At 70.0% G+C, this 267-nt stretch carries 1 protein-coding gene; it reads left to right on the top strand.

The window, feature by feature from the left end; genetic code table 11:
• A partial coding sequence (locus PAT3040_RS16175) for a hypothetical protein (RefSeq protein ID WP_181376655.1) occupies positions 1-267 on the top strand: 267 nt, incomplete at both ends.

The following is a 267-nucleotide window of genomic DNA, read 5'->3' as shown; positions in this document are numbered from 1 at the left end:
GGAGCAGGTGGCGCAGGCGGCGGAGCAGGTGGCGCAGGCGGCGGAGCAGGTGGCGCAGGCGGCGGTGCAGGCGCAGGCGGTGGTGCAGGAACCGGTATCGAAGGAGGTGCCGGCGGCACAGGAACAGGCGGCGGCAAAGGCAACATCGGCGGCGGCACTGGCGGTACAGGAACAGGCGGCGGCAAAGGCAACATCGGTGGAGGCACAGGCGGCACAGGAACAGGCGGTGGCAAAGGCAACATCGGCGGAGGTATTGGCGGCGAGAAA

It is taken from the genome of Paenibacillus agaridevorans, from assembly GCF_003112455.1.
Lineage (GTDB): Bacteria > Bacillota > Bacilli > Paenibacillales > Paenibacillaceae > Pristimantibacillus > Pristimantibacillus agaridevorans.
This window is presented reverse-complemented; position numbering and strand designations above follow the sequence as displayed.